The sequence below is a fragment of the Nonomuraea lactucae genome, assembly GCF_003313395.1.
GTDB classification, from domain to species: Bacteria; Actinomycetota; Actinomycetes; order Streptosporangiales; family Streptosporangiaceae; genus Nonomuraea; species Nonomuraea lactucae.
The window spans coordinates 47,253-70,675 of record NZ_QNFZ01000294.1 but is presented as its reverse complement, the minus strand read 5'-3'; the positions used below and the strand labels follow the sequence as shown (position 1 = coordinate 70,675).

The window sequence follows — 23,423 nt, the reverse complement described above, 5'->3', positions numbered from 1 at the left end:
CTGGTCGCCGCCGCCGGATGCCTGATGGTGGTCGGCCTGGGCGCCGTGACGCTCGCGCAGCGCGGCGCGCCCACCAGGCCGCCCGACATCGCCGACCCGAGCGGACCGGCCGCGGGCTCGCCCGAGCCACGCCCGGCCAAGACCAAGACACGCACCCGGCGCCCCCCGGTTGTTCCGGTCAAGTCGAAGCGGCCGGTACCCTCACGGTCGGCTACCGTAAGCAGGTCGGCAACTCCCACGAGGAGGCCGACCCCGAAACCGACCCCGTCCACCCGTAACCCGACTCCGACACCGACCCCCACGCCAACTCTCACAACGCCAACTCCGACAACGAGCGCCTCACCCCACCCGGGCGACACGAACCCGCCGAAGGGAGAGACGTGATGTGTCAGGGGGTCGATGATGGACACCGGCGGCCCACGCGCGCGGCCGTACCCAAGATGAACGGTAAGGGACAGTGCAGGAAATGACTCAGCCTCGGCTACTCGGAGGTCGTTACGAGCTCGACGGTGTCGTCGGGCGCGGCGGCATGGCCGAGGTGTATCGCGCCCGAGACATCCGGCTGGACCGCATAGTCGCGATCAAGACCCTCCGGTCCGACCTGGCGCGCGATCACACCTTCCAGGCCCGTTTCCGCCGCGAGGCGCAGTCCGCGGCCTCGCTCAACCATCCGGCGGTGGTCGCGGTCTACGACACCGGCGAGGACGTCACCGACGGCACCCCCGTGCCCTACATCGTGATGGAGTTCGTCGACGGCCGCACGCTGCGCGACCTGCTGCGGGCCGACCGGCGGCTGCTGCCCGAGCGCGCGGGCGAGCTGGTCGACGGCATCCTGCGCGCGCTCGACTACAGCCACCGGGGCGGCATCGTCCACCGCGACATCAAGCCGGCGAACGTCATGATCACCCGCGCCGGCGACGTCAAGGTGATGGACTTCGGCATCGCGCGGGCGATGGCCGACTCGGCCGCGACGATGACGCAGACCGCGCAGGTCATCGGCACGGCTCAATACCTGTCGCCCGAGCAGGCCCGCGGCGAGCGTGTCGACGCGCGCAGCGACATCTACTCCACCGGCTGCGTGCTTTACGAGCTGCTGACCGGGCAGCCGCCGTTCACCGGCGACTCCCCCGTCGCCATCGCCTACCAGCACGTACGCGAGGAGCCGATCCCGCCGTCGCAGATCGACCGCGACATCCCGGCGTGGGCCGACGCGATCGTGCTCAAGGCCATGGCCAAGGACCCGGCGCAGCGCTACCAGAGCGCCGGTGACATGCGGGCCGACATCCAGCGAGCGATGTCCGGCATGCCGGTCGACGCCCAGACGATGGCCATGACCGGCAACTACGGGCCCGGCACGCGAATGATGACCTCGCAGCAGGCCGCCGCGGGCCCGGCCACGCAGCGCACCACCGCCGTCCCGCCGTACGAGTACGACGAGGGCGACGGCGGCGGCCGAGGCGGGCGGCGCCGGGCGCCCAGCGGCGGCAACAAGGCGCTCAAGACGGCCGCGTGGATCCTCGTGCCGCTGCTCATCATCGGCGCGTTCATCGGCGTCGGTTACGCCTTCCTGAGCTCGGGCGGCACTCAGACGACCCCGAACATCAAGATCCCGTCACTGGCCACGCAGCAGGAGAAGGCGGCCCTGGCCGACCTGAGAGCCCTGGGGCTGAACCCCGAGGTGGTCCAGGAGGCCAGTTCCGAGTACGACAAGGGCACGGTGATCAAGACCGACCCGGCCGAGGGCACCGAGGTCGCCAAGGGCGCGACGGTCAAGGTGTTCGTGTCCAAGGGGCCCGCGAAGGTCAAGGTGCCCGACGGGCTCATCGGCGTGACCCCCGAGGAGGCCAACCAGATCCTCGAGGACGCCGGGCTGAGCGGCACGGTCAAGACCAAGCTGTCCACCAAGCCGCAGGGCAAGGTCATGGAGACCGACCCCAAGGCGGGCGAGGAGATCGAGAAGGACGGCGTCGTCACGCTGTACGTGCCGAAGGAGCTGGCCGAGGTCCGCAGCGTGATCGGCCTGACCCAGCAGGACGCCACCAAGCTGCTCAAGTCCTCCGGGTTCAAGGTCAAGGTCGTGCCGCAGGCCAGTGACCAGCCCGAGGGCACGGTCATCCAGCAGAACCCGGGCGAGGGCACGAAGGTCAACCCCGGCACGACGATCACGATCGTGGTGTCCACGGGCCCCGAGCAGACGACTCCGACGGGCCCGCCGACCGACCAGCCCGACCCGACGGTGACCGACCCGCCCACCGAGGAGCCGACGATCGACGATCCGATCGGCGAGGACGGCCTCGGCTGACCGAGGCCTCGCCTCACTTCACGTCGAAGGGCCGCCCCCATCGGGGGCGGCCCTTCGACGTGGAAACGCCCCGCCGCTCGGGGGCAACGGCGGGGACGTTCGTTTTTCTGTCGTACGGGACGAACCGGGCGTTACACGATCTCCCGCAGCCAGTTGGCGAGGAGCCGGTGGCCGTGCTCCGACAGCACGGACTCGGGGTGGAACTGGATGCCCTCGATGGGCACGTCGCGGTGGCGCAGGCCCATGATGACGCCGTCGGCGGTGCTGGCGGTCACCTGGAGCTCGGGCGGCACGGTGCCGGGCCGCACGGCGAGCGAGTGGTAGCGGGTCATGCGCACCGGTGAGGGCAGCGTCGCGAACACGCCCTTGCCGTCGTGGGACACGGCGCTGGTGCGGCCGTGGACGAGCTCCGGGGCGCGCGAGACGGTGGCGCCGTAGGCCACGGCGATGGCCTGGTGGCCGAGGCAGACGCCGAGCAGCGGCCGGCCGTGCCGGGCCGCGTGGCGGACCATGGGGACGCTGACGCCGGCCGCCTCTGGAGTGCCGGGGCCGGGGCTGATGAGGACGCCGTCGTAGCCGTCGGCGTCGGCCACGCCGACCTCGTCGCGCGGGCGGACGTCGCACGTGCCGCCCAGCTCGCGCAGGTACTGCACGATGGTGTGGACGAAGCTGTCGTGGTTGTCCACCACCAGCACGCGGGTCATCTTGTTACGGTCACCTCGTCGAGCGTCACCAGGGGTTCGAGCAGTGGGAACAGGCCATACCAGAGTACGGCCGCCACGATGGCGGCCAGGACCCCGGATGCCAGCGCCTTGGCGACCGTGTTGCCCGGCAGCCTGCGCCAGAGCCAGCCGTACATGCGATCAGTCCTCTCTGGGCTCGGTCCTGTCGAGCACGCCGTGCACGATGAGGCGCTGGGCGGCGGAGTATTCGGGATGGCAGGTGGTCAGCGTGATGACGGCCTTGGCGGGGCGGCGGCCCGGCTTGCCGGGGACCGGGGCGACCACGTCGAGCTCGGTGGGCTGGACGACGTGCTGCCGGGTGACGCGGTAGGTGTAGCGGGCCTCGCGGGCGTCGACGACGATCTCGTCGCCGCGGTGCAGCTTGTCGATCTCGTTGAACGGCGCGCCGTACGTGGTCCGGTGGCCCGACACGACGAAGTTGCCGATCTGGCCGGGCAGGGCGGTGCCCGGGTAGTGGCCCGGCCCCTTCATCAGGTGTTCGGGGGTCACGCCCTCGATCACGGCGTACTTGTAGTCGCCGCCCAGCCTGGGGATGCGCAGCAGGGCCACGGCCTTGCCCAGGTTGATCCTGCGGAGCGGCCTCGCCTGGGCCGGCTGCTCGCCACCCCCCATCTCCCGGGCCAGTTCCTGCTGCAGGAGCGGCTGCTGGCGGTCGGTGTAGGCGCCGGTGCCCCAGAGCAGGTAGGCGCAGAACAGCATCAGTATCAGGCCCGCGGTGATGCTCAACTCCCCCACGGTCCGCAACATGACCCTCACTCGATGTAGCGTAAGCGCGGGCGGACTGCCTGCCCGGGATCGCCATGTCATGCGCGTGGCGACTATCCTGGGGCACGCTTCAATTACGCTTGACGAAGAGCCTGTGGACGATCCGGATGCCCAGGCCCCCAGCAGGAGTGGTCCAGTGCCCAAGTCGAAGACTCGGAAGAAGGCGGTCTACACCCCGCCGCAGAAGTCCCAGCAGGTCAAGGTCAGCCCCCGCTGGCTGGCGCCGGCCATGGTGGCCGCGTGGATCATCGGCATCCTGTGGATCGCCGCCTGGTACGTGGCGCCGCGGGCTCCGTTCATCGGCCCCCTCCAGCAGTGGAACCTGCTGATCGGGTTTGGATTCATCATCTTCGGTGTGGTGCTTTCCACCCGCTGGCGTTAGTTCTTTCCACAGTCTTTTCCACACCCTGGGGAAGTCAGCTCACCACGGCGAGGATGGCCGCACTCCTGACGTACGCGAGCGCCAGGAGCACGGCCAGCGCTCCCACGAGTGTCATCACCTGCCAGAGGGTCCGGTGCTTCTTGGGGGCGTAGGCCAGCGCGGCGGCCACCGCCGATCCGGTCACCAGCCCGCCGACGTGGCCGGTCCAGCTGATGCCCGGCACCACGAACGTCAGCACCAGGTTGATCCCGATGAGCACAGCGACGCCGCGCACGTCCATGTTCAGCCGGCGGCCGACCACGAACACCGCCCCGAACAGGCCGAAGATGGCACCCGACGCTCCAACCGTGGGCTGGTTGAGCGGGTCCAGCCACAGGCTGAGCACCGAGCCGCCCAGTGCGCTCAGCACGTAGAGGGCCAGGTAGCGGACATGCCCGAAGGCCCGCTCCAGGTAGGGCCCGACGACGAAGAGCGCCCAGCTGTTGAACAGGATGTGGAAGGCCCCGTCGTGCACCACCGCCGCGGTGAGCAGCCGGTAGTGGTCGCCCAGGGCCACCCCCGTGGGCCACATGGCCAGCTCGGCGGTGAGCCGCCCGCCCGTCAGATACTGCCCCCCGAAGACGAGCACGTTGACCACCAGGAGGGTCCAGGTCACGTAGGGCGCGCGGACCGGCGAGCCGCCGAACGTGGACCTGGCCTGGCGGATCCCCTTGTTGCCCTCGGCCACGCACTCGGGGCACTGGAAGCCGACGGCGGCGTCGCGCATGCAGTCGGGACAGATCGGCCGCTCGCAGCGCTGGCAGCGGACCCAGGTCTCGCGGCCGGGGTGCCGGTAGCAGGTCGGCACCGCCTCCGCGGGCTGCTCCGGGGGCAGGGGCTGGCTGGGCGGCTGGCTGGTCATGCCCGCAGCCTACGGCCTCGCGCCTGTGACCGCGCCCGCCCGGACGGCCCGGTCAGGGACCGTCCGGCGGGTACGCACGTCCGCGGGCTTCGTCCGGCGCGGACTCAGGCCGGCGCGGACTCAGGCCGGCGCGGACTCAGGCCGGCGCGGACTCAGGCCGGCGCGGACTCAGGCCGGGACGCGGTCGAAGGTCACCGACTCCAGGACCACGTCCTCGACCGGCTTGTCACCGCGCCCGGTGCGCGCCTTGGCGATGGAGTCGACGACCTCCTGGCCCTCGACGACCTCGCCGAAGATGGTGTGCCGGCCGTTCAGGTGCGGCGTCGGCACGACCGTGATGAAGAACTGCGAGCCGTTGGTGCCCTTGCCGAAGCGGATGCCCGCGTTGGCCATGGCCAGCAGGTAGGGCCGGTTGAAGTAGAGGTCCGGGTTGATCTCGTCGTCGAACTCGTAGCCGGGGCCGCCGACGCCCTGGCCGAGCGGGTCGCCGCCCTGGATCATGAAGCCGGAGATGACCCGGTGGAAGATGGTGCCGTCGTAGTAGCGGCCGGTGCTCTTCTCCCCGGTGCCCGGGTGCGTCCACTCGCGGCCGCCCTCGGCGAGCTCCACGAAGTTGCGCACCGTCTTGGGAGCCTTGTTGGGGAAGAGCTCGACCTTGATGGTGCCGTGATTGGTCTGCAGGTTCGCGATCAGCTTCTCAGCCACGAGACAGCTGCCCCCCTCTATGAACAGGGTTAGTTTCGTACTGTTTGATACCTATGGCCGTTCGGCCGACCGTCCCATCCTCCCACGGCGGCCATGATTGAGCGGCCTTGTACCGGGAAGGTCAGGCTCGGGCCCCAACGACAGGGGAGGTTGTCGTGTCCTTGACACAAAGAAATCGCCGCGTGGCCGCTCAGGTTCCCGCCACGTGGATGGGCCGGATGAAGGCCCAGGCCGCCAGAACCGGCCAGCGCATGACCCCGATGGCGAGCCAGGCCAGGATGGCCGCTGCCCAGGCCCGAATCGCCGCCGAGCAGGCTCGGATAGCCGCCGACCAGGCGAGAATGGCCGCCGCCCACCGCATCGAGGATGCCCGCTACTGGGCCGCCCCGAGGCTGGAGGAGGCCGCGCATCGGGTGGAAGACCAGATCGCCCCCAAGGTCAGCTCCATGCTGACGGCGGCTGCCGAACGGATCGACCCGACGCCCACCAGGTCCCGGCGCTTGCCGATCATGATCCTGCTCACCGGGATCGCTGTGGGCGCGATCGGCTACATGGTCTACCGCCGCAACGCCCAGCAGTGGACGGAGCAGATGAAGGACTCCGCCTCTGACGCATCACGCTGGGCCGGTGAGAAGGCGGACCAGTCCGCCGAGTCCGCCGACCGGGCAGCCACCACGGTGTCCGAGAAGGCAGACGAGGCATCTCGCAAGATGCAGTGATCTAACGCGAAAGTGCGCCCCACGGAGTCCTTCGGGGCGCACTTTCGCGTTCCCGGGAACCGTCGCCCGCGGAACGTTGACGTGCGACCAAGCGCTTGTTAGAACGAGCGGCATGACGCTGTCACCCCTCGACGACCACCCCATCCACCAGGCGGCCCAGGTGATGCGGCACGTGGCGACGTCCGACCGCAACTTCTACGACCGCTACTACTTCAACTGCCACGCCGGCACCGGCGACCTGATGCTGATCGTCGGCCTCGGGCAGTACCCCAACTTGGGCGTCACCGACGCCTTCGCCTGCGTGCGCCGCCGCGACCCGCACCATGATCCGCACCAAGACCTGCACCGTGTCGTCCGCGCGTCACGCGAGCTCGGCGCGGACCGGATGGACACCGGGATCGGCCCGTTCCGGGTGGAGGTCATCGAAGGGCTCAAACGGCTCCGCGTCGTGCTGGAGCCGAACGAGCATGGCCTCGCCTTCGATCTCACCTGGGAGGGCACGATCCCGGCGACCCTTGAGCCCCGGCATTTCATACGCTGGCAGGAGCGGGTCATGTTCGACTCGGTACGGCTGGCGCAGACGGGGCGCTGGTCCGGAAATATCAGGATCGGTTCGGAGGACATCCCGGTCACTCCGGACCGCTGGCAGGGGACCCGCGACCGCTCCTGGGGGATCAGGCCCGTCGGCGAACCCGAACCACCGGGCATCCAGTCGAAGAACCCGGGCACGTTCTACTGGCTGTACGCCCCGATGCAATTCGACGACCACGCCATCCTCTGCATCGTGCAGGAGGACGAGCGCGGGCGGCGCGTGCTGGAGGAGGCCACCAGGGTGTGGTCGGACGGCCGGGAGGAGGAGTATCTCGGCCGCCCCGACTACCGGCCCGTCTACGCCCCGGGCACCCGGGACGTGGTCGAGGCCGTGATCGGCTTCTCACCGCCCGGCGGCAAGCCGTTCGACGTGCGGTGCACGCCGCTGCTGCCGGTCCACCTCATGGTCGGCACCGGTTACGGGCTCGAACCGGACTGGAAGCACGGCATGTACCAGGGCGAGGGCCCTGTGGTGCAGGGGGTCACCTACACGCTGCCCGACGACGCCGCCAGGATGTGGGGGCTGGTCGACGCCGTCGGCCGCTTCGAGTACGACGGGCTGGTGGGACACGGGCTGTTCGAGTACTGGGCGCTCGGCCCGCACCCGTCGTTCCCGGCGTGACGGCCCGCCGCCTGACGCCCCGCCGCTCCGGCGGCCCGCCGTATGCCCCTGTCCCACGGCTGGCACGCTCCCCCAGCGAACCCACGGACCCCTGCCCAGCGATCGGCCTCTACCCGGCCTCGCACGAGGCCTCTACCCGGCCTCGCAGGAGGCCTCTACTCGGCCTTGCAGGAGATGGAGAAGCTCTTGCCGTTCTTCTCCGCGATGACCACCTTGCCGTCGGCGGGCGGCTCGACCGCCCTGGCACGGACGCCGGGCTCGCCCCGCCTGACGTCGACGTCCTCGGCAGGCTCAAGCGTGGGGGCGTCGGCGCCGGTGGCGGGCTCGGCCGGGACCGCCTCGACGATTCCCTCCTCGGGGAGGCGCTCGCCCCGCACCGCCGTCTCGGGCTTGGTCTCCACGGTGGGCGTCACCCCGTCCGGCGCCTCACCCTCCTCCATGACGATCTTCCCGTTTGTCCCCTTGACGGCCTTCAGCGCCCTGATCCGCTCGGGGAACTCGAAGGTCTTGCCATCGCTGGTGGTACACGTGATCTTGCGGGCAGGAGTGGCCGGTGGCTCGTCGGAGGCCAGGGCGGACCCACCGAGACCGGTGAGCGTGAGCGCGGCCACGGCGCCCAGGATCGCGAAACGTCGCTTGAACATGTGGTTCTCCTCGTGGGAAACGATCTGACGCCCCGAGGATGGCCCGCCGCACCTGAAGTGATCCTGAAGGCGGCCAAAATCATCTTCAGGTTGGCTTTAGGTACGATGCGCCACCCTGTGCGGTGTGCGCGTGCTACTGGTGGAAGACGAGGAGCGGCTGGCCGGGCTGGTCAAGGGCGGGCTGGCCGGGGAGGGGTTCGCGGTGGACGTGGCCCACGACGGCCGCGACGGCCTCTGGATGGCCATGGAGAACTCCTACGACGTGATCGTCCTGGACGTGATGCTGCCCAGGATGAACGGCTACACCGTCTGCGAGCGGCTGCGCGAGGCGGGCAACTGGACGCCGATCATGATGCTCACGGCCAAGGACGGCATCCACGACGAGGCCGAGGCTCTCGACACCGGCGCCGACGACTACCTGACCAAGCCGTTCTCGTACGTGGTGCTGCTCGCCCGGCTCCGGGCCCTGGTCCGGCGCGGCGGGCGGGAACGGCCGGTGTCCATCACGGTCGGCGACCTGGTGATCGACCCGGCCGGGCTGCGCTGCCGCAGGGGCGAGGTGGAGATCGCCCTGACGCCGAAGGAGTTCGCGGTGCTGCACGGGCTCGCGCGGCGCGCCGGTGAGGTGGTGTCCAAGGGCGAGCTGCTGGAGCAGGCGTGGGACTTCACCTACGACGGCGACCCGAACATCGTCGAGGTCTACATCAGCGCGCTGCGCCGCAAGATCGACCAGCCGTTCGGCCGGTCGACGCTGGTCACGGTGCGCGGCGCCGGCTACCGCCTGGAGGCGAAATGAGCACCCGTCCGCGCGTCCTGCTCGCCGCCCTTTCCTCCAGTCTGTCCTCGGTACGGGTGCGCGCCACCCTCGCGGCGACGCTGGTGGTGGCCGCCGCGCTGGGTGCGGCGGCCGTGGTCCTGGTCATGGCACTGCGCGGCAGCCTGCAGGCCAGCGCGGACGCCGAGGCGGCCCGGCGCGCGGCGGCGGTGGCGCCGTACGCGGGGAGAATCGCCGTCCCGGCAGAGCCTCTCGTCGCGGTGTCGTCGACCGTGCCGACGGAGTGGGACGCCCCGCCTGTCGTCGCGTCCCAGCCGAGCGATCCGTCGGAGGCCGTGTCGAAGTCAGGAGGCGGGGCCGAGCCGGGTAGCGGGACGGAGCGGAGTGAGCCGCCGGCGGGCAAGCAGTTCGGGGATCCCGACCTCGTTCTCACCAAGGACAGCGCGACCGTCGTCGCGGCCTGGGCGGAGCCGGGCGAGTACGCGGTGGCGGCCGTGGACGTCACCACGCGGTCAGGGCCGGCCACGCTCTGGTCGAGGGTCTCGCTGGCGGGCGCCGAGCAGGCGTTGCGCGCTCTGAACGGCGCGCTGCTCCCCGGACTGCCCGCGTTGCTGCTGGTGGTGGCCGGGATGACGTGGTTCTCGGTCGGCCGGGCGCTCAAGCCGGTGGCCGCGATCCGGGCCAAGGTCGCCGACATCACCGCGCGCGACCTGCACCAGCGCGTGCCCGTACCCCGTTCGCGCGACGAGATCGCGGAGCTGGCCACCACCGTGAACGGCACGCTGGACCGGCTGGAGACGGCCGTGGGCACGCACAAGCGGTTCGTGGCGGACGCCGCCCACGAGCTCCGCAGCCCGATCGCGACCCTGCGGGCCCGGCTGGAGCTGGCCCAGCCGAGCGAGCTGACGCGCGAAGCGCTGGCCGACATCGAACGCCTGCAGGCGCTGGCCGGCGACCTGCTCCTGCTGGCCCGCCTGGACGCCGGCGAGCCACCGCGCACGGACGACCTCGACCTCGGCCAGGTGGCCGCCGAGGAGTCGCTGCGCATCAGGCGCCGCCCCGAGCTGCGGGTGGAGCTGGACATCGAGCCTGACGTGGTGATCCAGGGCTCGCACGGGCATCTCGCCCGGCTGGTCACCAACCTGGTCGACAACGCGGTACGGCACGCGGCCACGACGGTGAAGGTGCGGGTGAGGCTGAACGGCGACCAGGCCGTGCTGAACGTGCTGGACGACGGCCCGGGGATCCCGCCGGACAAACGGGAGGCCGTGTTCGACCGGTTCACCAGGCTGGACGAGGCGCGGGCCAGGGACGCCGGCGGGGCCGGGCTCGGCCTGCCGATCGCCAGGGACATCGCGGCCCTCCACGCCGGGACGCTGAGTGCCGTGGACGGCGGATTCCTCGCCCGCTTCCCCGCCCACCGCCCCGCCCCCTGCCTGGTCAGGTGATGCGCGCGGAGCGGGACTCGCCGAGGACCCGCTCCAGGAGAGCCTGCTTGATCTCGTCCGGCCAGGCGAGGCGGCCGCTCTCCAGCCGGTCGAGCACCCCGTGCACCCACGTCAGCTCGGCGGCGGACAGCGCGCGCTGGCATTCGAGCTCGAGCATGAGCATCTCCGGCAGGCCGTTGTCGGTCATGGCCGCCATGTGCGTGTCGAGGCCGTCGATCGCGGCCTGGAGCGAGGCGGCCCGGGTGCGCAGCGCCCGCCGCGCTTCGGGCACGGTCAGGGCCCCGATCAGCGACGTCGCGGCCACCAGCGTGCGCCTGTCGGGATCGGGCTGCTCCAGCAACCTGCTCAGCCGGACGGCGAGCTCCTGCCGCCCCTCGGCGGTGATCTCGTAGACCGTCCGCTCGGGCCTGCGGCCCTCCCGTCCGGTGGCGGCGGGCACGATCAGCTCGTCGCGCGCGAGCCGCTCGACGGCGTGGTAGAGGCTCCTGGGCAGGCCGGTCACGTAGTCCTTGTGCGTGTCGACGATGAAGCGGTGCAGCTCGTACGGGTGCCCGGGGCGTACCGCGAGCATGGCCAGCACGGTCAGCCCGATCAGATCGTGACGGCTCGCCATGACGCCTCCCTCCATATTGCGCTTTGCAATATATGAGCCGCCGGGGCGTCTGTCGAGCGGGCGGTCAGCCGAGGTGGCTGTCGAGCTGCATGAAGGCCCGCTCGATGACCTGGCCCGTGGTCTCCTCCGGGTACGGGAACCGCCCGATCAGGTCACGCAACCCCTCCACGTGCGCCCGCCTGGCCAGGCCGGCCACGGCGGCGAGCTCGGCCTGCTGCGCCTCGGCGAACGAACGGTCCACCACCGCGCCATGCCCCGGCACGACGACGTCGCCGGTCAGCTCGGCGAGCATCGCGGCGACAGTGACGGGCCAGTCGAGCGGGTAGGAGTCCTCGAACGCCGGTGGCGCGCCCTCCTCGACCAGGTCACCGGCGAAGATCACACCCGCGTCGGGTACGTGCGTGACGACGTCGTTGCTGCTGTGGCCGAGGCCGAAGTGGCGCAGGTGGACGCTCCGCCCGCCGATGTCGAGGGTGGCCGTCGTGGTGAACGTCTGGTCGGGCGCCACGATCGCCACCTCCTCCACCTCCTTGCGCCGGGCCTCCGGCAGCGAGGCGATCACCCTCGCCCGCTGCCCCTCGCCGTACAGCTCGAGCTCCTCGGCGCACCTGACATGGCCCCAGATCTCGCCGGGCCGGAACAGCGCGTTGCCGTAGCAGTGATCGAAGTGGGCGTGGGAGTTGACGACGGTCCAGGGACTCGTCGTGACCTTCCGCACGGCCTCGACCAGGTCGGCGGCCTCGCGGTGCGACATGCGCGTGTCGATCACCAGGCAGTGCTCGTCGCCCACGACCAGGCCCACGTTGAGGTCGAACGACTTGTGGCGCCGGACGTAGACCCGGTCGCCGATCTCCCGCCACCGCTCGTTCATGGACGAAACCCTACTGATCACCCTTGAAGGTAGGCGAGCACGGCCAGCACCCGCCGGTGCCCGTCGGCCGCGGGCGGCAGGTCGAGCTTGGTGAAGATGCCGGCGATGTGCTTGGCCACGGCGGCCTGGGTGACGAACAGCTCCCGCGCGATCGAGGAGTTGGAGCGCCCTTCCGCGATGAGCGCGAGGACCTCCTGCTCGCGCGGGGTGAGCCGCAGCAGCGGGTCACGCCTCCGTCTGAGCAGCTGGCGCACCACTTCGGGGTCGACGACGGTGCCGCCGCGCGCCACCCGGTCGAGCGCGTCGACGAACTCCCGCACGTCGCCGATGCGGTCCTTCAGCAGGTAGCCGATGCCGGCGCCGCCTTCCGAGTCGAGCAGCTCGGTGGCGTAGGTCTGCTCGACGTACTGGCTGAGCACCAGCACCGCCAGGTCGGGGTGACGCGCGCGCAGGTCCAGAGCGGCGCGCAGTCCTTCGTCGGTGAAGCCGGGCGGCATCCGCACGTCGGTCACCACGGCGTCGGGCCGGTGCTCCGCGACCGCCTCGACCAGCGAGGGCGCGTCACCGACCGAGGCGAGCACGGTGTGGCCGAAGCGTTCGAGCAGCCCGACCAGGCCCTCGCGCAGGAGAACGGCGTCTTCGGCGATGACTACGCGCAAGGGATCTCCACTCGGATCAGCGTCGGCCCGCCCGCGGGGCTGGACAGCGACATTCGGCCGCCGACCACGGCGAGCCGGTCGGCGAGGCCCAGCAGGCCGGTGCCCCCGCCCGGGTCGGCGCCGCCCGTGCCGTCGTCCCTGATCTCCAGGACGAGCGTGCCGTCCGTGGTGCGGGCGCTCACCGCGGCCCTGGCCGTCTGGCTGTGCTTGGCGACGTTCGCGAGGGCCTCGCAGACCACGTAGTAGGCGGTGACCTCCACGGGCGCGGGCAGTCGCGTGTCCAGCTCGATGTCGGCCTCGACCGGCACCGGCGACCGTCCGGCCACGTCGCGTACGGCTGCGGCCAGCCCCCGATCGGTGAGCACCTGGGGATGGACGCCTCTGATCAGCTCGCGCAGCTCGGCCAGCGCGCGCTTGGCCTCGTCGTGGGCCTGTTCGACGAGCCTGCCGGCGGGCGTGTCACCCGGCAGGTCGAGCCTGGCCAGGCCGAGGTTCATGGTCAGCGCCACGAGCCGCTGCTGGGCGCCGTCGTGCAGGTCGCGCTCGATCCTGCGCCGTTCCAGCTCGAACGCGTCCACCAGCCGGGCGCGCGAGCGCATCACCTCGCGCAGCTCGGACTCCTCCGAGGCGAGGAACGCCCTCGTCATGACACCGCGGGCGCCCGCCCAGGCGGTGATCGTGTACGCGGCCACGGGCAGCAGCAGGACACCCGCCAAGGCCTTCGTGATCTCGCCTAGGTCCCAGTCGTACTGCACGACCGACGAGATCAGCAGGACGGGCCCGCCGACGGCGAAGGCGAGCGTCACCAGGTCGATCCACCACAGCGCGAGCACCGTGACGACACCAAGAACCATCTCCCGTCGCTGCCTGTCGGGCGCGGCCGGCACCGGCACGCGGTCCACGAGCCGTATCCGCCACCGCTCGAACTCCGCCACCGCCGGCGCGACCATCGCGACCAGGGGGACGACGACGACGATGGCGATCCCGCCCCCCAGGTACCGGACGACGAGCAGGGCGGCCACGGCTGCCAGGCCCGGCCCCGCGCCGGCCAGCAGGTACACCGCCGACCGCCATGGCCAGGCCGACCGCAGGAACGCGAGCGGCCGCTGGGTGAGCGCCTCCAGCGCGGTCCCGATCAGCACGTTCGCGACACTATCCACCGCCGTGGGCGGGGTCAGTAGTGCTGGGACCACCCTCCCGTCCGACAGGGTCCGTGTCGGCGTGGCGCGCTTCTCCACCGGGCCCGATGGCCACAATGGGAGGAACGGCCTGGTCAGCGGCCTACTCGGGGCAGAAGGGCAGACATGCGTTCCGTCGTGGCAGTGGGAGCGGTCGCCACTCTCCTGATGGGGCCGAGCGCGTCGGCCGAGGTGCCGCGCGACCGGCACGCGGGCATCCGGCCGGTCACCGGAGACACCATCCCGGACGCGTGGAAGAAGCGCACCTCGCTCCTGGTGCTACCGCAGCGTCCGCGCCAGAACAACGTCGTGCGGGTGTTCGCGCACTGCCCTCCGGCGGCGAATCACGCGATCATCGGCTCCACGGCGTTCACCCTGAAGGGGTCCTCGCGGCTGTATCGGGAGGTGGGGCTGGGGCTGTCCGACAGGGGCCTCGGGCGCCGGAGCGTCTCGATCTCCTACTACGCGTTCCTGGGACATCACGAGGTGCTCATGAAGTGCGTCAAAGTGACGATCAACCAGAAAACCCGCCTCCGCAAGGTCAAAGTGATCAGCAGGTACGCCGTTCCCCTCAAAATACGAAAATTCCGGATATCGCAGTTTTTCGACTGATATAGCCCACTGGGTGATTGCGGCTGCCCCGCGAATCACGGCCCAATATGCAAACGAACGCCCGCGCCGCGCCCGAAAAGGGCAGAGTAAGGCACGTGTCCTCACCATTCGACGCGCGGCGGGGCTCTTTCCTGACCGCACGCGATGCCATGCGCGCCGCCAGGGCCGTCCGCGCGGCCGCACGAGGACGCCGTGCCATCGACACCGTCCGCCCGCCGGGCATCCACGGACTGACCCGGGAGCGGGCGCCGCTGCCGGTGATCCTCTACGCGGCGGCCCGCGAAGGCAGGCTGGTGTGGCTGGGCCCCGACGCGTTCGCCGTGCTGGAGCCCCCGTACGGCACGTGGCGGCACGGCCGGCCCCGCGGGCTCCTCCACCTGCTGGACCGGCGCTGGGATCTGCTGGTTTTCACCGTCCCGCCCGCGCTGGCGCTGTGCGCGTCGCTGGGACTGGCAGCGGCGCGCCAGTGGGTGCCCGCACTGCTCGGGCCCCTTCTCGCCGTCCTGTACGTCACGGTCTTCATGACCGCGATGGTCGGCTCCACACTGATCAGGTACGGGCGGGCGATCGCCGGTCGGCGGCGCGAGGACAGGTCACCGGCTGAGACCATGCGCCACCTGCACTGGAACATGCCGTTGTGCCACTGCCCGGCAGCCGACCGCACGCCGGACCGGGCGGGCGCGCTGCTCGCCGCGGTAGCCGGGCGGCTGCGCGGGTTCGTGCGGGCGCAGGTCCACCAGGAGACCAAGGACCTCGGGGCCCGCACCGGGACCGTCGACGTCGCCCATCCCCTGCTCTGCCTGCTCAGCGGGGCGACGACGCCCGGCATGGAGGCGGCGATCCTCGCGGCCTGCGACGGGGTGGCCGCCGCAGGGGTCACCTTCCTGGCACCGGGCTCCCGCACGGAGGTACGGCGCCCGAGCCCGGCCGAGTCCGGGTCCGCGTTCGCCCTCTTCACCACGGCGACGCTGCTCACGGTGGTCGCCGAGGCACTGATCGTGGGCGACGCGGAGCACGACGCGTGCGCCCCGGCCGGCGACTGCGAGGGCAGGCCGGCCACGTTCCCGGCGGCGCTGCTCTGGGCGGCCTGGCGGCTGGCCTTCCGGGACCCGCCCGGCGTGGTGCCCGCCACCGCGCAGGGGTGGGTGTTCGGCTGGCTGAACGGCCTGCTCGGGCTCACGTTCCTGCTCGTCAGCGTGGTCTCGCTCTGGCGCGTGGGGGCGGCGCGCAGGCGGCGCACGACAGAGTTCGCGGAGAGGATGGACGAGATGCTGAGCAGGTCCACGGTGCTGCTGCTGGTCGCCACGCCCGTCGAGTGGACGGCCGTCATCGAGGCCGTCGGAGCGCACACGAACACCGAGCCGGTGCGCGACAACCGGCCTTTCCATACCGTCCTCGAACTGGGAACGGTGGGCGGCGCGCGAGTGCTGCTGGCCCGGACGCGGCCGGGCGCGACCGATCCCGGCGCGGCGACGCTGACCGCGCGCGAGCTCATCGAGCAGTTCGAGCCCGACTACCTGATCCTCACCGGCATCTGCTACGGCCTGCGCGAGGGCGAGCAGCGCTTGGGCGACGTCCTCGTCTGCACGCAGTTGCGGGTCATGGACCATCGCAAGGTCATCGAGCACGAGGACGGAGAGCCGGTCGAGCTCATGCGCGGCGACCGGGTCGCGCCCTCGGTGACGCTGCTCGACCGCTTCCTGACGGCCCGCCTCGACTCCGGTCCGCCGCGGGTGCACGCGGGGCCGATGCTGTCCGGCAGCACCCTGCTGAACTCCCGGACCATGCGCGCGCGGATGATCGCGGCGGAGCCCGACGCGATCGGCGGCGAGATGGAGGGACTGGGCGTGTACGCCGCCGCCGCGAAGAGCGGGGTCGACTGGATCGTGGTCAAGGCGATCTGCGACTGGGGCATGGGCAAGAACGACCGGGCGCAGAAGCGGGCCGCGCGCAACGCCGCGGACCTCGTCCTGGACGTGCTGCGCAACGGCGCCCTGGACCGGCCGCCCCGGCACTAGAAAAGACCGTTAGGTCCACATTGTCGGGAAATAGTCCTCCAACGATGCGGTCAGCCAGATTCCCGGTTGTTACGTTGTTAAAAACGCACTGTTGGGCCAAAAGAGTCACTTATTGGTTTCACGGGAAAAGCTCCTTGCCTTTACCGCCGAGTAGGCACGTATTCTGGCCTCCCTTCGCCGCTTTGGAACGACCCAACGGAGGTCGGTGATGTCCGGAAATATCCCCCTGATTCCGGGATCTGGAGGTTCGTCGCGGTCTTCCCCGCGCGGCCTCCGCGGGGGAACCGGCATCGCGATAGCCGGGCTCGTCACGCTGGCCGTCTGCGGCGCCGCCCTGTTCTGGTTCGTGCGCGGCGGCGGGTCGCACGGCTCGCTGAGGGAGGCGACGTTGACAGGGGCCAGGCAGACGAAGGGAGCGGTCTGCCTGGACGTGGCCGGCGATTTCTCCGGCTCGATGCGCGAGAACGTCGACACCAGGGACGAGGCGCTCGCCCTGCTCAAGCCGTTCATGATCCGTGAGATGGCTCCCGGAGACATCCTGACGAGCGCCAAGTTCGCGCAGACCGCGTCACTGGCGCTGCCACCCACCAGGGCGGCCGACCTGGCGCGCGCCACCGAGGCGCACGCGCACTTCACCGAGGGCGACCACACCTACCTCGCCCCAGCCGTCCGCGAGCTGGACCGCGCGCACAAGCAGGCGGGCACCGAGTGCGAGCAGCGGGTGCTGGTCGCGATCACGGACGGCCGCTTCTCCGACGACTCGAGCAGGCTGGCTGAGCTGCTCAGCCCCTTCGACCGGGTCTACCTCGCCGTCCCCGACGAGGACTCCGACTACCGGCCGCCCTTCGTCCACGACGGGCGGCTGCGCTTCGTCGTCAGCAACGGCTTCGGCGACGCGGACGAGCTGAGCCTCCTGTACGGCAAGGCGCTCGCGACGGCCACCGGCCAGCAACTCACCCGCCAATGAAGGAGGGCAGGCAGTGACGATCCCCCCGACCGACCCCGACACCCCTGGTGAACATCCCGGCATCACCCCGCTGACGTCCGCTCTCGACCGCATCGCCGAGGAGATGAAGCGCGAGCACGACCGCGCCGCCCACCGTGAGGAGATCATCGACCGGCTGCACCGGGACAACCAGGAGCTTCGCCACGGCCTGCTCCAGGAGGCGCTGATCCCCGTACGAGCCGGCCTCTACCGCCTGTACGACCTGGCCACCCGCGAGGCGGCGCGGCTGGCCGGCGGCACGGGCGACAGCGCCCACTTCCGCGCGCTGCTGCAGGCCATCGCCGGCGAGGTGGGCGAGGTGCTCGCCAGGACCGGCGCCGAACGACTGGAGACCGCCCCGGGCGACCCGTACGACCAGGCACTCCACCGCCCGGTCACTACCGTGCCCGGGACGCCGGGCACGGTCGTGGCGGTCATCGCCGACGGCTTCCGGCTCGGCGACCGGATCCTGCGCAAGGCGGAGGTGGCGGTGGGCAGGCCGGAGCAGGCGCCGCAGGTCCCGCAGGCCCCACACGCCCCGCGGCCGCCGCAGGCGGGCCCGACGACACACGAAACGGAGGAGCGATAGATGGCTGTTCACGGGATCGACCTCGGCACCACCTACTCGTGCATCGCGAGCATCGACCAGGTTGGCCGCGCCCAGATGCACCGCAACCAGGAAGGCGCCGACACGACCCCCTCGGTGGTGTTCTTCGAGACCTCCGACAACGTCATCGTCGGCCAGACCGCCAAGGACAGCGCGGTCATCCACCCCGACCAGGTGGTGAGCCTGATCAAGCGCGACATGGGCCAGGACGCGCCGCGCGCCATGCACGGGCGCGAATACACCCCCGAGGAGATCTCCGCGTTCCTGCTGCGTAAGCTCGCGCGCGACGCGGCGGCGGACGGCGAGCCGGTGTCGGACGTCGTCATCACCGTCCCGGCCTACTTCGGCGCGGCCGAGCGCGACGCCACCCGCAAGGCCGGGCAGATCGCCGGGCTCAACGTGATCGACATCCTCTCCGAGCCCATCGCGGCGGCCATCACCTACGGCGTGCTCAACCCCGCCGAAGACTGCCGCATCCTCGTCTATGACCTCGGCGGCGGCACGTTCGACACCACGGTGATCACCCTGCGGGGCGGCGACATCGAGGTGGTCTGCACCGACGGAAGCCACAAACTCGGCGGCGCCGACTGGGACGAGGCCCTGGTCCAGCACTTCACGCAGCGCTTCAAGGATGAGCACCCCGACGTGAGCGACCCGCTCGACAGCAAGGAGACCGAGCAGGACCTGCGAAAGATCGCCGAGGATGTGAAGAAGGCGCTGTCGGCCCGGGTGAAGCAGCCGGCGCGGATCATGCACGAGGGCCGGGCGACCACACTCGAGGTGACCCGCGAGGACTTCGAGGCGCTCACCCGCGACCTGCTCGACCAGACGATCGACATCACCCGCCGGACCCTTGATACCGCGCGCGGCAAGGGCGTCACGGGCTTCGACCACCTGGTGCTGGTCGGCGGCTCGTCCAGGATGCCCGCCGTGGCCGAGGCGCTGCAGAAGGAGATCGGCGTCGTCCCGCAGCTGCGCGATCCGGACCTGGCCGTCGCCAAGGGCGCCGCGCTCTACGCGTTCGAGGAGACCTACCGGCGGCTGGTGGACTCCGGCGAGACGGCCAAGGCCGAGGAGCTGGCGCTGGGCGCGGGGCTGTCCAGGGAGCAGCAGGAGGAGATCGCCGGCCGTACGATCAAGACCGTCGCCTCGCGGGCGTTCGGGATCGTCACCACCGACCGGCAGACCCGCCAGCACCGCGTCTCCCACCTGGTGCACGCCAACGACCCGCTGCCCGCCGAGGTCACCAAGCGGTTCGCGACGCTGGACGACTTCCAGACGACCGTCCGGATCCAGGTCATGGAGCAGGCGGGCGCCGCCGAGTCGGAGCGGTTCGAGGACAACAACCAGATCGGCGAGGGCGACCTGAGCATCCCGCACGGCAAGCCCGCCGGGTTCCCGATCGACGTCACGTTCGGGCTCGACACCTCCGGGCTGCTGCACGTCACCGCCCGGGAGAACGAGACGGGCCGGCAGCTCGACCTCGACATCCAGATCGGCGGCATGTCCGAGGAGAAGGTCGAGTCGTCGCGCGCCGCGCTCTCCGGCATCCAGGTGAGCTGACCTTCGATGGCGTTCGACGAGGCACGCTACGTCAGGGAGGTCCTCGACCCGGCACGGCAGACCGGCGGGGTGCCCCCCTCGGACCTGCAGCGGCGCTACCAGCTCGACGAGCGCATGAGCCCCGCGGAGGTCACGGAGACCGTCCGGCAGGTACGGCAGTGCTGGCGGCGCTCGCGGCAGATGCTGAAATACCGCAAGATCATCGACCAGCTCTCCGCCGAGCACGCCGCCCGCTACGAGGCGATCTTCCAGGCGGCGGCCGACGGAGACCTCGGCCCGCTGCGGGCGGAGACGAAGGCGGCGCGGGAGCAGGACAGGCAGCGCGTCGCGGGGGCGCGGCGGCGGCTGGACGACGCGGCGGGCAAGCTGCGGCTGCTGCCGCCCGACATCGTGTCGGCCATCGCGCAGTCGGCCGGGATCGACCCGGCGGAGGCGGCCCGGCTGGCGTCGTCGGCGGGGATCGAGGTGCGCGAGCCCGACCCGCTCCCCCAGTCGCCGCCCTACTCCGCCTACGCCCGGGTCAGGGAGGCGCTGGACCTGCTGGGGCACTCCGGCCTCGCCAGATACCTCTTCCCCGACCACCCCTCCGTGAGCGTGCTCGGCCCCATGCCGGGCATCCGCGACCGGGTCGCCCAGCTGGAGCAGGAGACGAGGCGCCGGGCCATCGGGGTCGGCACCGAGCGCGACTCGACCGTCCTCACCGCGCTGCGCCACACCGCCGACCCCGCCGCGCTCGTGCTGTACGACGTCGTGGCCCGGCTGCGGGAGCGCATCCGCGAGCACCCGTACGACGACACGCTGCTCAGGCACGCCACGGAGGACCTCGGCCTCGACGCCGACGACGCCAAGCGGCTCATCTTCGCGATCCGCCAGGAGAGCGGCGTGGTCGGCGGCCCCGCCGGGCGGCTGCGCGAGCTGGTCGAGCGCGGGGAGATCCAGGCGGCGGCCGACTTCGCCGAGGCGCTCCCGGCCGACGCGCTGACGGGCGAGGCCGCCGAGCTGTCCACCGAGATCCGCGCCCGGCTCAACACGGCCGTGGGGCTGCGCGACCAGGCCCGCACCGAGCCCGACCGCGACAGGGCCTGGATCATGCTGGAGGACGCGCTCCGGCGCGTGCCCGACCTGCCCGGCGCCGACGAGCTGCTCGCCGGGCTGGCGCCGCATCCCCCGTCGTCCGTGCGGGCGAGCTCCGACTCCGACTCCGACACCGACGATGTCGTGATCACCTGGCAGCCGTCGCCGTCCCGGGCGGGCGAGATCGACTACGACGTCTTCCGCGACGGCGTGCCGCTGGCGGAGTCCGCCAAGCCGGGGGTGCGCGACACGCGCCCGCCGGTCAACCGCCCGGTGACGTACGCGGTCGCCGCCCGCCGCAGGAAGGCGTCGTCGCAGCAGGTCGCCGCCACGCCCGTGGTGCTCCGCCCGGAGCCGCGCGACCTGCGGCTGAGCGCCGGTGACGGCGTGGTGGTCGGCCAGTGGACGGCCCCGCCGCAGGCGGCGCGCGTCAGCGTCACCCGCGACGGCGTGCCGGTGCCGGTGCAGGGCTCCGGGTTCCGTGACAGGAAGGTGCGCAACCGGACGAGCCACGAGTACGTCGTCGCGGCCGTCTACCGGACGCCCGGTGGCGAGGTCACCACGCCCGGCCTGCGGCGCACCGTCACTCCCCAGCCCAAGGCCGAGCCGGTGCCCGAGCTGTCCGTGGAGGTCGTGCCCGGCGGCGGAGACCGGCTCCTGCTGCGCTGTGAGGAGCCGGCCTGGGGGATGCCGGAGTTCTTCGCGCTGGACGAGGCGCCGCCATGGCCGTTCGGCGCGAGCGTGCCCGTCACGGAGGTGCGCGCGGCGGCCAGGCCGCTGCCGGCCGTGCCGTCGGCGGGCGGGCACCTGGTCCGGCCCGACAGGACCAGCCTGGTGCTGCTGGTGGTCACGGTGGTGGGCGAGCTGGCCACCATCGGGGCGCACCGCGAGCACGTCAACCTCGCCGCGCCCCAGCGGGTGAGCGCGCAGCGCCGCGGCGACATGGTCCACCTCGGCCTCGAATGGCCGCGCGACGTGGGCGAGGTCGAGGTCCGGTGGGGCGGGCGACGGCTGACGGTCAGCGCGGCGGCGTACCGGTCGCAGGGCGGCATCCGCCTGCGAATACCGCAGGACGAGGCGGTCACCGTCGAGGTGGCCGCCACAGCGACGGCGGCCGGCGGCGCGGGGGTGGAGCGGGTGCGCGGCCCGTCCGTGTCCGTGCGGCTGGCCGCCGTCGTCCCCGTCCGCTATCTCCTGCGCAGGGCCGGCGCTTTCCACCGCCGCCGCCTCGTGGTCGAGCTGACCTCGGAGCGGCCCGCCGTGCTCGACCGCCTGGTCCTGGTGTGCAAGCCGGGCGGGGTCCAGCCCAGGTCGGCCGACGACGGGATGGTCGTGGGCGAGTGGTCGTCGGTCGGCACACCCGCCACCCTGGAGCTGCCCGTGCCCAGGCAGCGCGGGCCCTACTGGCTGCGTTGCTTCGCCGAGGGCGCCGTGGAGCTCGTCGATCCGCCCGTCCGCGTCCTCAAGGTGGGCTGAACCCGTGATCAGTTGCCCCTACTGCTTCGCCAGGATGCCGCGCAGGCGGATCCAGTTCCGCTGCATGGGCAAGGGCGCCCGCGGCGTGGGCTGCGATCCGGTGCCGGACCAGGCGCTGGGCGCTTTCCGCGCGACGCAGACGCCGTCGCTGCCGCCCGTCTTCTCGGTGCGGCGGCCGGGGCGCCGGGCCCCCTGCCCCACCTGCTCACGGGAGACGGGCTGGCTGGTCTGCCCCTCGTGCCACAACAGGCTGCCGGTGGAATACTGCGCCAACCCCGGCAAGATCGTCGCTCTGGTGGGCGCGAAGGGCGCCGGCAAGAGCACCTACATCGCGGTCCTCGTACACGAGCTGATGAACCGGGTGGGCGAGGAACTCGATGCCTCGCTCGTGCCGTGCGACGACCGCACCATCGAGCGCTACAAGCAGGACTTCGCCCGACCGCTCTACGGCCAGCACCGGCTGCTGGCGGCCACCCAGTCGGCCGCGGCGATGCCGCGCGATCCCCTGGTCTACCTCTTCACCCGGACCAGGCGGGGCAGGCTCGGCAGCGGCACCGCGTCGCTGACGCTGGTCCTGTTCGACACCGCGGGCGAGGACCTCCGCTCCCGTGACATGAGCGAGCTGCACCTGCGCTACCTGGGCGCCGCGGACGCGGTGATCTTCCTGCTGGACCCGCTCGAACTGCCCGGCGCCAGGGAGGCGCTGACCGGCACGGCGCGCAGCCGGGGCGGGCGGCTCGACGACGACCCGCTGAGCGACTCGCTGGACGTGGTCGTCCGGGTGACCGAGCGCCTGCGGAGAAACGGCGGCCGCAAGCTCCGCGTGCCCACCGCCGTCGCGCTGAGCAAGATCGACGCGCTGCAGCCGTCGATGGAGCGCCAGTCGGCGCTGCACCGCTCGCGCGCCCCGATCGGCGAGCTGGACCTCGACGACAGGGAGGCCGTCCACGAGCAGATCCGCGCCCTCCTGTACGAGTGGCAGGCGGGCGCGCTCGACCGCTACCTGGGCCAGCACTACGCCAACTACAACCTGTTCGGCCTGTCCGCGCTGGGGGCGCTGCCGTCGGACACCTCGGTGTCACCGAGCGGGATCCGGCCCTACCGCGTCGAGGACCCGCTGCTGTGGCTCCTCCACCAGTTCAAGATGCTCGACGGCACGCGGAGGTGACC

Annotated in this window: 23 protein-coding genes; 13 read left to right on the top strand and 10 right to left on the bottom strand. The window is 71.6% G+C overall.

Features of this window, described 5'->3' with window-relative positions; translation table 11 throughout:
* The first annotated feature begins 466 nt into the window (after positions 1–466).
* Positions 467–2,302: a Stk1 family PASTA domain-containing Ser/Thr kinase gene (pknB, locus tag DQW85_RS21560; RefSeq protein ID WP_113702103.1), complete on the top strand. Its 1,836-nt coding sequence runs from the start codon at positions 467–469 to the stop codon at positions 2,300–2,302.
* Between the two features lie 131 nt (positions 2,303–2,433).
* Here pknB and DQW85_RS21555 read toward each other — a convergent pair whose 3' ends face one another.
* The 3 genes from DQW85_RS21555 to DQW85_RS21550 are packed head-to-tail and all read right to left on the bottom strand — an operon-like array spanning position 2,434 to position 3,792.
* Positions 2,434–3,006, bottom strand: a complete 573-nt coding sequence (locus tag DQW85_RS21555) for an anthranilate synthase component II (RefSeq protein ID WP_113702102.1) — start codon at positions 3,004–3,006, stop codon at positions 2,434–2,436.
* Complete coding sequence (locus DQW85_RS45980; protein ID WP_205315289.1) at positions 3,003–3,161, bottom strand: hypothetical protein; 159 nt, start codon at positions 3,159–3,161, stop codon at positions 3,003–3,005. Before DQW85_RS45980 ends, DQW85_RS21555 begins: the two co-directional genes overlap by 4 nt.
* Before the next feature lie 4 nt (positions 3,162–3,165).
* On the bottom strand, positions 3,166–3,792 hold the full coding sequence (locus DQW85_RS21550) for a class E sortase (RefSeq protein WP_240197331.1): 627 nt from the start codon (positions 3,790–3,792) through the stop codon (positions 3,166–3,168).
* Positions 3,793–3,946: 154 nt separating this feature from the next.
* Between DQW85_RS21550 and DQW85_RS21545 the strand changes: the two genes are divergently transcribed.
* Positions 3,947–4,192, top strand: coding sequence for a cell division protein CrgA (locus DQW85_RS21545; RefSeq protein WP_113702100.1), 246 nt, complete (start codon positions 3,947–3,949; stop codon positions 4,190–4,192).
* A 34-nt stretch (positions 4,193–4,226) separates the two neighbouring features.
* On the opposite strand, the gene DQW85_RS21540 is transcribed toward DQW85_RS21545, so the two are convergent.
* Together DQW85_RS21540 and DQW85_RS21535 are read right to left on the bottom strand one after the other, a co-directional pair.
* Positions 4,227–5,093 (bottom strand): rhomboid family intramembrane serine protease, encoded by an 867-nt coding sequence (locus DQW85_RS21540; RefSeq protein WP_113702099.1) that lies wholly within the window; start codon positions 5,091–5,093, stop codon positions 4,227–4,229.
* 168 nt (positions 5,094–5,261) lie between these two features.
* A complete protein-coding gene (locus tag DQW85_RS21535) occupies positions 5,262–5,798 on the bottom strand; it encodes a peptidylprolyl isomerase (protein ID WP_113702098.1) in 537 nt (178 codons plus the stop codon).
* A gap of 182 nt (positions 5,799–5,980) precedes the next feature.
* Between DQW85_RS21535 and DQW85_RS21530 the strand changes: the two genes are divergently transcribed.
* Together DQW85_RS21530 and DQW85_RS21525 are read left to right on the top strand one after the other, a co-directional pair.
* Positions 5,981–6,517 (top strand): YtxH domain-containing protein, encoded by a 537-nt coding sequence (locus DQW85_RS21530; protein WP_113702097.1) that lies wholly within the window; start codon positions 5,981–5,983, stop codon positions 6,515–6,517.
* A 112-nt stretch (positions 6,518–6,629) separates the two neighbouring features.
* A complete protein-coding gene (locus tag DQW85_RS21525; RefSeq protein WP_113702096.1) occupies positions 6,630–7,730 on the top strand; it encodes an Rv3169 family protein in 1,101 nt (366 codons plus the stop codon).
* A gap of 155 nt (positions 7,731–7,885) precedes the next feature.
* Here DQW85_RS21525 and DQW85_RS21520 read toward each other — a convergent pair whose 3' ends face one another.
* Positions 7,886–8,374, bottom strand: a complete 489-nt coding sequence (locus DQW85_RS21520; RefSeq protein WP_113702095.1) for a hypothetical protein — start codon at positions 8,372–8,374, stop codon at positions 7,886–7,888.
* Between the two features lie 124 nt (positions 8,375–8,498).
* On the opposite strand from DQW85_RS21520, the gene DQW85_RS21515 reads away from it, so the two are divergent.
* Entirely contained in the window at positions 8,499–9,170 is a 672-nt protein-coding gene (locus DQW85_RS21515; RefSeq protein WP_113702094.1) for a response regulator transcription factor, read from the top strand.
* Positions 9,167–10,597 (top strand): sensor histidine kinase, encoded by a 1,431-nt coding sequence (locus DQW85_RS21510; RefSeq protein WP_205315287.1) that lies wholly within the window; start codon positions 9,167–9,169, stop codon positions 10,595–10,597. The genes DQW85_RS21515 and DQW85_RS21510 overlap by 4 nt, the downstream gene beginning before the upstream one ends.
* Here DQW85_RS21510 and DQW85_RS21505 read toward each other — a convergent pair.
* From DQW85_RS21505 to DQW85_RS21490, 4 genes are all read right to left on the bottom strand, one after another.
* The gene (locus DQW85_RS21505) at positions 10,590–11,210 is read right to left on the bottom strand and encodes a PadR family transcriptional regulator (protein ID WP_113702093.1); all 621 of its coding nucleotides are present in this window, start codon (positions 11,208–11,210) and stop codon (positions 10,590–10,592) included. The genes DQW85_RS21510 and DQW85_RS21505 overlap by 8 nt on opposite strands.
* Before the next feature lie 64 nt (positions 11,211–11,274).
* Positions 11,275–12,081, bottom strand: coding sequence for an MBL fold metallo-hydrolase (locus DQW85_RS21500; RefSeq protein ID WP_113702092.1), 807 nt, complete (start codon positions 12,079–12,081; stop codon positions 11,275–11,277).
* A gap of 17 nt (positions 12,082–12,098) precedes the next feature.
* On the bottom strand, positions 12,099–12,740 hold the full coding sequence (locus tag DQW85_RS21495; RefSeq protein ID WP_113702091.1) for a response regulator transcription factor: 642 nt from the start codon (positions 12,738–12,740) through the stop codon (positions 12,099–12,101).
* Positions 12,731–13,882: a sensor histidine kinase gene (locus tag DQW85_RS21490; protein ID WP_113702090.1), complete on the bottom strand. Its 1,152-nt coding sequence runs from the start codon at positions 13,880–13,882 to the stop codon at positions 12,731–12,733. The genes DQW85_RS21495 and DQW85_RS21490 overlap by 10 nt, the downstream gene beginning before the upstream one ends.
* Before the next feature lie 162 nt (positions 13,883–14,044).
* Here DQW85_RS21490 and DQW85_RS21485 point away from each other — a divergent pair, with 162 nt between their 5' ends.
* The 7 genes from DQW85_RS21485 (at position 14,045) to DQW85_RS21455 (ending at position 23,421) form a co-directional block, all read left to right on the top strand.
* The gene (locus tag DQW85_RS21485; protein ID WP_162795182.1) at positions 14,045–14,530 is read left to right on the top strand and encodes a hypothetical protein; all 486 of its coding nucleotides are present in this window, start codon (positions 14,045–14,047) and stop codon (positions 14,528–14,530) included.
* A gap of 95 nt (positions 14,531–14,625) precedes the next feature.
* Positions 14,626–16,548: a 5'-methylthioadenosine/S-adenosylhomocysteine nucleosidase family protein gene (locus DQW85_RS21480; RefSeq protein WP_162795181.1), complete on the top strand. Its 1,923-nt coding sequence runs from the start codon at positions 14,626–14,628 to the stop codon at positions 16,546–16,548.
* 208 nt (positions 16,549–16,756) lie between these two features.
* Positions 16,757–17,515: a vWA domain-containing protein gene (locus DQW85_RS21475; RefSeq protein ID WP_113702087.1), complete on the top strand. Its 759-nt coding sequence runs from the start codon at positions 16,757–16,759 to the stop codon at positions 17,513–17,515.
* Positions 17,516–17,528: 13 nt separating this feature from the next.
* Positions 17,529–18,122, top strand: coding sequence for a nucleotide exchange factor GrpE (locus tag DQW85_RS21470; RefSeq protein ID WP_113702086.1), 594 nt, complete (start codon positions 17,529–17,531; stop codon positions 18,120–18,122).
* Positions 18,123–19,703 carry an Hsp70 family protein gene (locus DQW85_RS21465; protein ID WP_113702085.1) on the top strand — a complete coding sequence of 527 codons (1,581 nt, stop codon included), beginning with the start codon at positions 18,123–18,125 and terminating at the stop codon, positions 19,701–19,703.
* Between the two features lie 6 nt (positions 19,704–19,709).
* On the top strand, positions 19,710–22,253 hold the full coding sequence (locus DQW85_RS21460) for a hypothetical protein (RefSeq protein WP_113702084.1): 2,544 nt from the start codon (positions 19,710–19,712) through the stop codon (positions 22,251–22,253).
* A gap of 4 nt (positions 22,254–22,257) precedes the next feature.
* The gene (locus tag DQW85_RS21455; RefSeq protein WP_240197328.1) at positions 22,258–23,421 is read left to right on the top strand and encodes a TRAFAC clade GTPase domain-containing protein; all 1,164 of its coding nucleotides are present in this window, start codon (positions 22,258–22,260) and stop codon (positions 23,419–23,421) included.
* The last annotated feature ends 2 nt before the right edge of the window (positions 23,422–23,423 follow it).

Excerpts from the sequence above, each read along its gene's own strand:
- pknB (WP_113702103.1), top strand. The coding sequence starts at position 467 with ATGACTCAGCCTCGGCTACTCGGAGGTCGTTACGAGCTCGACGGTGTC.
- DQW85_RS21555 (WP_113702102.1), bottom strand. The coding sequence starts at position 3,006 with ATGACCCGCGTGCTGGTGGTGGACAACCACGACAGCTTCGTCCACACC.
- DQW85_RS45980 (WP_205315289.1), bottom strand. The coding sequence starts at position 3,161 with ATGTACGGCTGGCTCTGGCGCAGGCTGCCGGGCAACACGGTCGCCAAG.
- DQW85_RS21550 (WP_240197331.1), bottom strand. The coding sequence starts at position 3,792 with ATGTTGCGGACCGTGGGGGAGTTGAGCATCACCGCGGGCCTGATACTG.
- DQW85_RS21540 (WP_113702099.1), bottom strand. The coding sequence starts at position 5,093 with ATGACCAGCCAGCCGCCCAGCCAGCCCCTGCCCCCGGAGCAGCCCGCG.
- DQW85_RS21525 (WP_113702096.1), top strand. The coding sequence starts at position 6,630 with ATGACGCTGTCACCCCTCGACGACCACCCCATCCACCAGGCGGCCCAG.
- DQW85_RS21520 (WP_113702095.1), bottom strand. The coding sequence starts at position 8,374 with ATGTTCAAGCGACGTTTCGCGATCCTGGGCGCCGTGGCCGCGCTCACG.
- DQW85_RS21510 (WP_205315287.1), top strand. The coding sequence starts at position 9,167 with ATGAGCACCCGTCCGCGCGTCCTGCTCGCCGCCCTTTCCTCCAGTCTG.
- DQW85_RS21505 (WP_113702093.1), bottom strand. The coding sequence starts at position 11,210 with ATGGCGAGCCGTCACGATCTGATCGGGCTGACCGTGCTGGCCATGCTC.
- DQW85_RS21500 (WP_113702092.1), bottom strand. The coding sequence starts at position 12,081 with ATGAACGAGCGGTGGCGGGAGATCGGCGACCGGGTCTACGTCCGGCGC.
- DQW85_RS21485 (WP_162795182.1), top strand. The coding sequence starts at position 14,045 with ATGCGTTCCGTCGTGGCAGTGGGAGCGGTCGCCACTCTCCTGATGGGG.
- DQW85_RS21475 (WP_113702087.1), top strand. The coding sequence starts at position 16,757 with ATGTCCGGAAATATCCCCCTGATTCCGGGATCTGGAGGTTCGTCGCGG.
- DQW85_RS21465 (WP_113702085.1), top strand. The coding sequence starts at position 18,123 with ATGGCTGTTCACGGGATCGACCTCGGCACCACCTACTCGTGCATCGCG.
- DQW85_RS21460 (WP_113702084.1), top strand. The coding sequence starts at position 19,710 with ATGGCGTTCGACGAGGCACGCTACGTCAGGGAGGTCCTCGACCCGGCA.